Here is an 8,934-nt window from a genome sequence, read left to right on the forward strand (position 1 = left end):
TGCTCCTTGAAGGCGAGAAGCGCGTCCGCGAGGAGACCCCAGACGGCCAGTAGTCGGCGGTTGTTCGGCAGTGCCTACCGCTCGACCCCCGCCTGAAGGCGGAGGCATGCGCTTTATTTTGTGTCATTGTCATTGGGTGTGTAGGTCTCGACAAACTGCGATCGCTGGTGTTCTGTGAGCGAAGCGGCGATAGGGGGCGGCGAGGGACGCCCCATGCCGGCACTTGTCTCAACAACGTCTGTGAGAACAGAGACGACCGCGAGCTCACAGCTGGTCCTGTGGGCGCTCTCACGGCGTGGCTCGTCTCCAGGACGGGACGACCCGCGCTGTCGACCGTACTGGAGAGCGCACGCTGTCCGCGTGTGGGGACTGTCTCCGGTCGGCCGGTGTGGCGTTGCCGTCGTAGGGTGCCTGGACTCACTGGTGGTGGGCGAGGTCGAATGCCGCTGCTCGGCGTGTGCATCGTCTGCCCGGTTGGGCGCTGGCGGACGGCGACCCGCCGTACCACTGGTCCGTCGATCGATCGCGACGCTGGCGCTGAGCCTGGCCCTCGTGTGGACCGACTCCAGCCTCGCGACCTGATCGCTACAGCCTCGGCTCGTCGCCGATAGCTTTTTGACCAGTGGCCGAAAAGAGAAGGGTGTTCACCCCTCTTCCCTTTTCGACGCTGTTGTGTTCCTAGCTGTGAGTGTCTCGTTCTAACCGACGGGTTATATTCGCTACTACAATCAGGTGACACCTTTCGCGCGGTCGCGCGTGTCTGTCCGAGGGTTGTGGTTCGCTGCAGTGGGATGTCCGTGAGTGGGGTGGCGAGTGTCGGTGGAGTGAGTGCAGAGTGGTCGACGGGGTGAGTCCTCGTCCTCAGGTGGTGGCGAGTGATCTCGGTTGAACGCGTGCGGTCGATCCAGGTCGGATCGGGACGGCCGCTCTTCGGCACGAACTCGTGGTCGGTCTGGTTGGTTCGAGCGACACGTTCTGACTCGGGATCGAGGTTGGTGCCGGGGTCGTGGTCGGGCTCGAGAGTGGATCCAGTGGTCGACTCCGATCGAGCGTGCTGTTCGGGCCGCTCCTCTGCAGGAGCGTCTTGTTCGGTGTCGGTGTTCGAGTCGGGCGCCGTCACTCGGTCGGAATCTCCTCGTCTGTGTGTGGGCCCCGAACACCTCGAGACGTGTGTCGGCCAATGGGCGAGGAAGATCGACTCGCCACAGTGTGGACAGGGACGTTTCTGTTGGCGTCCCAGTTGGGCGCGTTCGCAGTCCCGACAGGCACGGGGCGCGTGGTCGCTGGCCTCGTCGATCGGGACGGTCTCGAACGTGCCCTCGACGTCACAAAGGGGGGTTCCCTCCCCGTCATCGAAGTGAAAAACGCGATCCGATCGGTTGGACTGAAGGGAGATCAGTGCGCGGTCGGGCTCGCGTGTGCGATCCTCGGTCGGGGTGGTCTCTGGGTCGTCGGTGGCGGTTGGCTCGTCGGTGTCCGTTGAGGTTGGGTCTGGACCGTTGTCGGCTGTCGCGGGTGGGTCCGTTCCTGAAACGGTGGTGTCGAGGGGGAGGGTCTCGAGGTCGTAGTCAGTGGTCGCGACCGTGAGCACCCGGGTGTCGGTCCGGGGATCGATCGTGGTCGTGAGCCGGCCCTCGACGATGCTGGTGTGATCGTCCGTGGTGTCCGGTGCACAGTCCGAACAGTAGGCTGCAGTGGGCGTCCACTCATCCTGGTGGACGTGGATGGCAATCGCATCGCCGGGCTCGAGATCGGCGGTGCAGGCTTCACATGAAACGTTTGAACTGGTGGTGAGGGGGGTCCCGTGGAGCGCCTGTGCAGCGGTGGGCTCGCTGGTCATCGAGCGTCCCCCCGTCGGGTCGGGTCGTGACTGTGGTTCGTGGTGCCGCTGGCGGTGGGTGTGCCCTGGCTTGCAGTGATCATTGTTTACTGGAAACCAGGGGGTTCGTCGCCCGGATCGGGGCGAGTTCGTGGGTCGGTCTCCGAGTTCGATGTAGTGGTTCGAGGTGGGCTCTCGAGCCGGCGACAGACGGCGGCCGTGGTGGCGAGTTCCCGCTGGGTAGTGGTCAGCGTCAGCGGCGCCGGGAGGTGGCCCTCGAGTTCGCGCAGGTCGGTGACGATCGCCTCGAGTTCGTGGGCGACCCTCTCCGGGGAGTACTCGTTATCGCCCATGGGAGGCCTCCAGGTTCGTCGTTGGTTCTGGCTCGGTCGTGGTCTCTTGGGAGTGGGATCGGGTCTCAGCGGCGTCCGTCTCGGTCTGGCTCTCTGTGGGTGGGCTCGTCGCGAGGACGGTCGGGGCGATGACGACCAGTCGAGTGCGTTGGGTTCGACAGTCAGTCCGGCTGGCGAGCCGACAGCGAAGGCGGAGTTCCGTATAGCCGAGAGTCGGGTGGAGTTCTGCGGCAGAGCACGCCTCACAGCAGACGCGCTGGAGCGTCCACTCGTGGCTGTCGGCCGGTCGGGCGGCTCGGAGGGTGACCGTGGCGCCCTCGTAGAGGACTGTCCCGCAGCGCTGGCACTGGACGTGTGGCTGGGAACTGATCGGGAGGCCCGCGAACAGTTGGGCGGGCGTGGCTGCCAGGGTGCGGGTCATCGGGGGTCACCTCGGTTGCGGGTTGGTGTGGTGGTGGGGATGGCATGCTGCGCTGGGATGTCGGTAGGCGCATGGCTGTGGGCCATCTCAGACCGCCTCTGGTGGGTTGGCCTGTTCGAGTCCGTCGCCGAGAGTGCGGTGGAGACGTCGGTCGGCCCAGCCCCGCCGATCGGCGACGTAGTCCATGTAGACGTTGATCGAGTGGCCCTCGAGAGATTGGTGGTAGGCGACGGTGGTGCCTTCGATCGTGTAGACGCTCTCGGTACGGGTGTGATAGACGTACGAGGCGTCCTCAGTATCGACGCCCAGGGGGATGTACGCCGGGCGTGGGTCGGTGCGTTTTTCTTTTGTGCGAGTGTATCGAGTCATTGTCCTGACCTCAGGACACAGGTCGGGTGTTACAGCACCCGGCCGAGATTTAGATTCTCAGCCATCCTGTGCCGCTATAATCACCATACAAGGGAGCCCACTTAGATCTTTTGCTTAGCAAATAGCTAAGCAATTTGTTTAGAAAATTATTTAACAAATCGTCACGTATTATGCCCTGGATCAATGACCATCGCGCAGCAAATGGTCAACGAGGATTATCGGCCTAATGATCGAGAGGAGCGTGTTCTGCAACTATTCCAGGAAGGGCGCAGCAAAGATGAGCCATGGGGGCGGGCAAACCCGCTCTATTTTCGGGAACGAACTACCCTTGACAAAGGGCAAGTGGAGTACGCTTTATCCAATCTTACGACAGCTGGATGGATCACTAAGCTCAACGATGGACTCTACGAATTCGTTGAGGATCCGCGCGAATAGCAGTGACAAAGCACGATCTTTATTCTTCCCTTGCTTCCTCAATGATTTCGATCTCCTCGTCAATGAGGCCGTAGAGGTCGTAAACGATTTCGTCGATCAGGTGGTCGGTCCGTTCGATCTTCTCTTCGAGCTCCTCGACCTCAGCCAACGCTATGATTCTTCCAAAATCACTTCTTTTTGACATCGTATGATTGAGTAGCATCTGTAGGATAGTCCAGCCCCAATCATCCATACAATTCATACTAATGGGACCTTGAAAACGGAACAACCGTGACCATCAGCGGCCTAGACCAAGAGGCAGTGGAGGAGATTATGGCCGACCCTCCTCCAGAATTCAACCCAGAAGATACCACTGTCATCTACCTCGATCAAAACATATGGGGTGCTCTCCACGACGCCCGGCACAACCCCAATTCGCATAATCGGGACATCTACAACACAATCATCGCCTCTGCCCACAACGACACCGCCGTTTACCCGTTCTCTCTCACCCGGCAGATGGAAACCGACAAGCACCCTGACCTCACCTTCCGCCGGCAACTCTACGAACTCATGCTCGATCTCTCACACAATATCTGCTTCAAAAACTACTTCGACGTCACCAAATCCGAACGTATCGCCTACTTTACAAGCTCTATCCCCGGCCAACCCGCGCCCGATGCAACGGACGACGTATTTGACCACGGTCTCATCGCGCCTCTCGGAATGCCCCGCGCCGAAGAATACTCCTACAAAGACAACAAAAAACTCCGAAAATTTCTTCGCTCCGAACGCGTCGCCCGAACACTCATTCAAGACAATGACTACCTCGCAGATGCCGCTCAATATCAGCAACAGACCAATGAACAAGATCTCGAAGCACGGGAATGTGTCCGCAAACGATCCAAAGAACTCGCCGATACTAATGAGGAACGATGGGACATCCTGCTTGCCAGAAACCTCGCTCAACAACTTCTCCCACTCCTCGATATGAACGCGAAACAAGTCGATCTTACCATTGGTCCATTCGTCCATCACGACTTACGAGAACACGACTTCGATATTGAGGAATTTCTCACTCAGTTTCCTGCCTACTACTGTCAGATTGTTCTCTCCCACGGCCGGGACTTCCACTGGGACCGTGAAATCGAAGCTAACGACCTCGAAGACATGATGTCTCTCGCCGTCGCCATCCCTTACAGCGACATCGTCGTCACCGAACAATTCTTCGCAGGCGTCGCCCACAAACACGATCTCCCCAATCAATTCGATACCCACATCTACACAGACATTCACCACCTTGAAGATCACCTCACCGGAACCTAAGTCTCTTTCAACGCCTACACTACTATTGTTTAAGCTTCACCCGATATTGAATTGTCGCCATGATTAATGTCCCCCCCTTTCTATAATCTCCACCAGCAGGTCTATTTCTAACCAAGATTTATCATGAAACAGTTTAAAATATTAATATGGCTCGTAACCTTGTACTAGACACGAACACTCTAAGCGAGATCAAGAATGGGGACATAGATATAAATAAGGCAAAGGAAGCTGATGTGGATTATTATATCCCGCCAACTCAGAAACTCGAATTTCTTGATGACGTGGAAGAATTGCCTGAGGAATTACGCAATTCTATTCATGAAGTGATAGACGAATTAGAACCGAAAGAAGTCAAATTAGACTCTGCCCCGTACGGAAAAGTTCCTTTTGGTCGTGGTCCATATTACTACTTCGGCGGTTGGATCGGCACCGCAATCTTCGCTGGAGACCCTTGAGGTCATATGGCCCAAATCAACTGCCGGATACGGAATCCAAAGTTGGCAATTCGACGATTTCTCGATCCAGTTCGGGCCGCGTTCACGACGCGGCCCGACGGCTCGTCGTGGGCGCGTGCCGCCAATACGTGGCGGATGGCACTCGCCTACGTAGAGGGGTTAGTGCGCCCCGGTAGCCACAAAACCTTGCGTGGCATTGGGAAACGAATGGATGTTCATGAAGACCGCATCCGGCGATTTATCACCCAAAGTCCTTGGAACCATGATGCTCTCCAGGCTCATCTCAATGACACTATTCCAGATCGCATCGCCTCCCCCGAGGCGATGTTGATCTTCGACGATGTCGATTTCCGCAAGAAAGGCAATCATAGCGTCGGTGTTACACGCCAGTACGCTGGATCCATCGGGAAAGTCGACAACTGTCAAGTCGCAGTTGATCTGGTGTCGGCTGTTCCGGGCGCCGCCCGGAACGCCGACCAACTCACATGGCCGCTGGGCATGGACCTGTATCTCCCGCGTCCATGGATCGAAGAGGACCACTACGCGGAGCTTCGGGATGAAGTTGGGCTCCCGGAAGATATCGAGTTCCGAACAAAGCCCGAGATCGCACTGGAGCTGATCGAGCGCGCTCGATCAGCGAACGTTCCTCACGCGTGCGTAGGAGCAGACGCTGGGTACGGAGATGACCGTGAGCTGCGTTCTCAGCTACGTGCATGAGACGAACCGTACGTTCTCGGTGTAACTCCATCGGAGCTCCGAGTCATTCCAGCAGAGACACCGATACGGCCGCCGGGTCCGACTGACGGACCCGGCCGGCCGAGGACTCACCCGACCTATCCCGAGGATGTCGAGGCTGTCTCACCGCGTGAGATAGCCGACGAGATCGAGGACTGGAAAGAGGTAACATGGGCGGAAGGAACGAAGGGGCCGCTGTCGGGACGGTTCCACAGACAGCGAGTGCGGGTGGTGTCGAACACCCAGCGGCGCTGGGTGTCCGACGAAGAGGCGTGGCTGGTGATTGAGGACCGAGACGGTGAGACGAAGGCGTGGCTGTGCTGGGGCCTCGATGAGTGGAGTCTGGCCGAGTTAGTCGGGTATGCGCACGTACGTTGGCCGGTTGAGCAATTTCACAAGGATGCAAAGCAGGTGCTGGGGATGAATCAGTTCGAGGGACGAACGTGGACAGGCTGGAACCATCACGTGTCGGTGGTATTGATGACGTACTCGTTTCTGATGACCGAGCGGGCCGCGCAGGGCGCGGCCGCTCGGTTGCCCCCGTTTTCACAGGTCGCTCGGATCGCAATTCACGAGATGGCGGTACGAACAGTCGAAGACCAAGGAGTCGATCGACAGACCGCTGAACGAGTCGCAGAGGCAATGCTCAGGGGGTTTACTGACTGGTGATCAACCGCCGAAGTAGTAATAGTTCCCGTCACAAGAGATCATGAATTACGGCCTAAAAAATAATTACGGGAGAAAGTACTTTATTATTGGCGGATGTGCCATACTGTAATGGGGATATTTGACTGGGGAAGTTCAGATGATGAACTCTTAGCTGTACAGGAATTCACACAAAACGCACAAGGTAAGACAGTAACAAAAGACCACCTCACAAGGGATTTCAAAAAGGATAGTTCAGTTTTATCCTACTTGAGGAAAAACGAGCAACCTCACTTCATTCTGTGGAACCGCAGTAAAGGATTGACGTACAATGAAAAAGGCAAGAAAGATACAGTAAAACCGCCTTCTGATTACCGTTCCTTTCTAATTTTCACCGATCAACGGGTTATATTTCTTATTGGATCGAGGTTCCAGCGAACGCTCGAATATGATGATCTCGAGTCTATTGATTCTTCTTCTGGTATTATGAAACACCGATTAAGCATCAAAACACTCTATGCTAACTATGAATTTTATGTCAGCAATTCTGTTGACTCTGACGAATTAAGGAATTCAACAGCCTTCCTTCAGAAGCAAGCAGGACTTGGTGAGCAGGGAACTGAAGATCTGCATCATGCTCCCTCTAAAAGTACAGCAAACCCATTACCACAAAGCAGTGAGAGTACGTCTATCCCAAAAGCTAACCAGAATCGATCTGAAATTTTCCAGCGTCTTCGACAGATGGACCCGTATGATTTTGAACATTTCGTTGCTGATCTATGGAGAGCTCAGGGATGGGAGACAACCGTTTCACAAGAGTCGGTTGATCAAGGAGTTGATATAGTAGCAACAAAGAAGAGCCCATTTCCGCAAAAGCAAGTCATCCAAGTGAAACGGTATGCCAAGGACAATACCATTGGGAGTCCTAAAGTCCAGCAATACTCTAGTCTCCGGCAGCAAGAGGAGGGCGCTGACGTTTCTGTAATTGTCACCACTAGCAGCTTCACGCGACAGGCCGAGGAAATCGCACAAAATCTAAACGTCAAATTAGTAGATGCTGATGACATCTACACCCTTCTAGAGGAAACGGACAGATTTGACCTCGTATCTGAATATGCACCTCTGCCGGTAGAATCGAGGCAGGAACCCGTTAAGATGAACAGCAAGACTAGCGATACGAGTCTTCAAACACAAACTTCTGAAATCTCCGACAAACTGAACGAAAGTGGCTTACTGAGTAACGAAAAGGAGTGTCCAAGTTGCGGTGAGGAAATGACACATTCTTGGAGAAAAGATATAGTTTTCCCTGCACAGAAGTGCAACCAATGTGACTCAGTATATTATGTCTCAGATGACGACCTCACGTCTATTGACGAGTATCTATCCGAGCGGGATAGCAATGCCAGCAAACATGGATACTATGGGATCGTTGGAAGCGTCGCTTTGTCGGTTTTGAGTTTTAGTGCGCCAATTTTCGGTCTTCTCGCCTGGATACTCTTTCCGCTATCAATCAGTCGGGATACTCAATATATCCGAGGTCATAGTGGCAAAGACATAGCAACCGGATATTGGGTCTGGGGAGCAGCTATTTTACCAGTTGTTGGCGCATTCAGCGTTGGAATACCTGGTTTCGTCCTTGCTGTGGTTGGACTCGGAATAATATACTATGTTCAGCGATATCGTATCGAGGACGTACCGGTACAGGCGGACTCAGATCGGATAATCCCCTCCCTCCTTGAAAAAGTAAAATAAATACGACAATATCGGATAGTTCATCTACAAGCTCGCATTCGGGATCTCATGGCACACCGGCTCTTAATCGCAATGGATCAATTCGATCGGAGTGCCGTTTCATCACTAGTGATTAGCGGGCCGCCTTCGACATCAACAGGAGCCGATTCGGTGTAGTCCCCAAGTTTCGGATCACGCAGTTTTATTATCTATTTCATGAATGTCTGGATGATGGCTCACAATCCTCGTCTCTGGACTCATAATCTGTTCAAAGTCGGTGCTGGTGGGCGGATAGGGCGGTATCTTGACACAGCGATTATGATTCTCATCGTCGGGAACGTCGCCGCCGTTATCCTGGAGACAGTCGATCCGTTGTATACAGCTTACGGCTACGAATTCTATCTCTTTGAGGTCGTTAGCGTCGCCATCTTCTCGGTTGAATATCTGGGCCGATTGTGGGCGACGACCGAGCATCCTGACTACAGCGATCCGATACGGGGACGACTTCGGTTCGCCCTCTCTCCGTACATGCTTATCGATCTAGTGCTCTGTCAGCCGTCAATTGAAGGGTATAGGCGTTTCAATTTGATGCGAGCATCGTCGGTGGTAAATCGCCAGTCAATATCCGTTTCAGCGCTGTTTCGTTCCTTCTTCCATGCGGCGACC

The 8,934-nt window shown here is 55.0% G+C and carries 10 protein-coding genes and 3 pseudogenes; 8 read left to right on the forward strand and 5 right to left on the reverse strand.

The window, feature by feature from the left end; all coding sequences use genetic code 11:
• Nucleotides 1–1,180 precede the first annotated feature (1,180 nt).
• Entirely contained in the window at nt 1,181–1,483 is a 303-nt protein-coding gene (locus LCF40_RS22380; protein ID WP_224830346.1) for a hypothetical protein, read from the forward strand.
• Nucleotides 1,484–1,594: 111 nt separating this feature from the next.
• Here the strand turns inward: LCF40_RS22380 and LCF40_RS24000 are convergent.
• The 4 genes and pseudogenes from LCF40_RS24000 to LCF40_RS22395 form a co-directional block, all read right to left on the reverse strand.
• Nucleotides 1,595–1,840: pseudogene (locus LCF40_RS24000) on the reverse strand (DUF8112 family protein); the annotation flags it as partial.
• Between the two features lie 86 nt (nt 1,841–1,926).
• Nucleotides 1,927–2,172 (reverse strand): hypothetical protein, encoded by a 246-nt coding sequence (locus LCF40_RS22385; RefSeq protein WP_224830347.1) that lies wholly within the window; start codon nt 2,170–2,172, stop codon nt 1,927–1,929.
• Nucleotides 2,162–2,593, reverse strand: a complete 432-nt coding sequence (locus LCF40_RS22390) for a DUF8112 family protein (protein WP_224830348.1) — start codon at nt 2,591–2,593, stop codon at nt 2,162–2,164. Before LCF40_RS22390 ends, LCF40_RS22385 begins: the two co-directional genes overlap by 11 nt.
• An 87-nt stretch (nt 2,594–2,680) precedes the next feature.
• Nucleotides 2,681–2,962, reverse strand: coding sequence for a hypothetical protein (locus LCF40_RS22395; protein ID WP_224830349.1), 282 nt, complete (start codon nt 2,960–2,962; stop codon nt 2,681–2,683).
• A gap of 201 nt (nt 2,963–3,163) precedes the next feature.
• On the opposite strand from LCF40_RS22395, the gene LCF40_RS22400 reads away from it, so the two are divergent.
• Nucleotides 3,164–3,397, forward strand: coding sequence for a MarR family transcriptional regulator (locus LCF40_RS22400; protein WP_345777885.1), 234 nt, complete (start codon nt 3,164–3,166; stop codon nt 3,395–3,397).
• 19 nt (nt 3,398–3,416) lie between these two features.
• On the opposite strand, the pseudogene LCF40_RS23925 reads toward LCF40_RS22400, so the two are convergent.
• Nucleotides 3,417–3,536 (reverse strand): annotated as a pseudogene (locus LCF40_RS23925) (restriction endonuclease); the annotation flags it as partial.
• Between the two features lie 173 nt (nt 3,537–3,709).
• Here LCF40_RS23925 and LCF40_RS22410 point away from each other — a divergent pair.
• The 6 genes and pseudogenes from LCF40_RS22410 to LCF40_RS22435 form a co-directional block, all read left to right on the forward strand.
• Complete coding sequence (locus LCF40_RS22410; RefSeq protein ID WP_224830352.1) at nt 3,710–4,702, forward strand: hypothetical protein; 993 nt, start codon at nt 3,710–3,712, stop codon at nt 4,700–4,702.
• Nucleotides 4,703–4,848: 146 nt separating this feature from the next.
• Nucleotides 4,849–5,157 carry a hypothetical protein gene (locus LCF40_RS22415; protein WP_224830353.1) on the forward strand — a complete coding sequence of 103 codons (309 nt, stop codon included), beginning with the start codon at nt 4,849–4,851 and terminating at the stop codon, nt 5,155–5,157.
• 6 nt (nt 5,158–5,163) lie between these two features.
• On the forward strand, nt 5,164–5,874 hold the full coding sequence (locus LCF40_RS22420; protein WP_224830354.1) for an IS701 family transposase: 711 nt from the start codon (nt 5,164–5,166) through the stop codon (nt 5,872–5,874).
• Between the two features lie 249 nt (nt 5,875–6,123).
• Nucleotides 6,124–6,561, forward strand: coding sequence for a hypothetical protein (locus LCF40_RS22425; RefSeq protein WP_224830355.1), 438 nt, complete (start codon nt 6,124–6,126; stop codon nt 6,559–6,561).
• Between the two features lie 108 nt (nt 6,562–6,669).
• Nucleotides 6,670–8,289 carry a restriction endonuclease gene (locus tag LCF40_RS22430; protein WP_224830356.1) on the forward strand — a complete coding sequence of 540 codons (1,620 nt, stop codon included), beginning with the start codon at nt 6,670–6,672 and terminating at the stop codon, nt 8,287–8,289.
• A gap of 297 nt (nt 8,290–8,586) precedes the next feature.
• Nucleotides 8,587–8,850 (forward strand): annotated as a pseudogene (locus LCF40_RS22435) (ion transporter); the annotation flags it as partial.
• Between the last annotated feature and the right edge of the window lie 84 nt (nt 8,851–8,934).

Origin of the sequence: Saliphagus infecundisoli (assembly GCF_020177375.1) — an archaeon.
In the GTDB taxonomy this organism is placed as follows: Archaea; Halobacteriota; Halobacteria; order Halobacteriales; family Natrialbaceae; genus Saliphagus; species Saliphagus infecundisoli.

What these genes read in the sequence shown, in the direction of transcription:
- LCF40_RS22380 (WP_224830346.1), top strand. Translation starts at nt 1,181, where the DNA reads ATGGGCGAGGAAGATCGACTCGCCACAGTGTGGACAGGGACGTTTCTG.
- LCF40_RS22385 (WP_224830347.1), bottom strand. Translation starts at nt 2,172, where the DNA reads ATGGGCGATAACGAGTACTCCCCGGAGAGGGTCGCCCACGAACTCGAG.
- LCF40_RS22390 (WP_224830348.1), bottom strand. Translation starts at nt 2,593, where the DNA reads ATGACCCGCACCCTGGCAGCCACGCCCGCCCAACTGTTCGCGGGCCTC.
- LCF40_RS22395 (WP_224830349.1), bottom strand. Translation starts at nt 2,962, where the DNA reads ATGACTCGATACACTCGCACAAAAGAAAAACGCACCGACCCACGCCCG.
- LCF40_RS22400 (WP_345777885.1), top strand. Translation starts at nt 3,164, where the DNA reads ATGGTCAACGAGGATTATCGGCCTAATGATCGAGAGGAGCGTGTTCTG.
- LCF40_RS22410 (WP_224830352.1), top strand. Translation starts at nt 3,710, where the DNA reads ATGGCCGACCCTCCTCCAGAATTCAACCCAGAAGATACCACTGTCATC.
- LCF40_RS22415 (WP_224830353.1), top strand. Translation starts at nt 4,849, where the DNA reads ATGGCTCGTAACCTTGTACTAGACACGAACACTCTAAGCGAGATCAAG.
- LCF40_RS22420 (WP_224830354.1), top strand. Translation starts at nt 5,164, where the DNA reads ATGGCCCAAATCAACTGCCGGATACGGAATCCAAAGTTGGCAATTCGA.
- LCF40_RS22430 (WP_224830356.1), top strand. Translation starts at nt 6,670, where the DNA reads ATGGGGATATTTGACTGGGGAAGTTCAGATGATGAACTCTTAGCTGTA.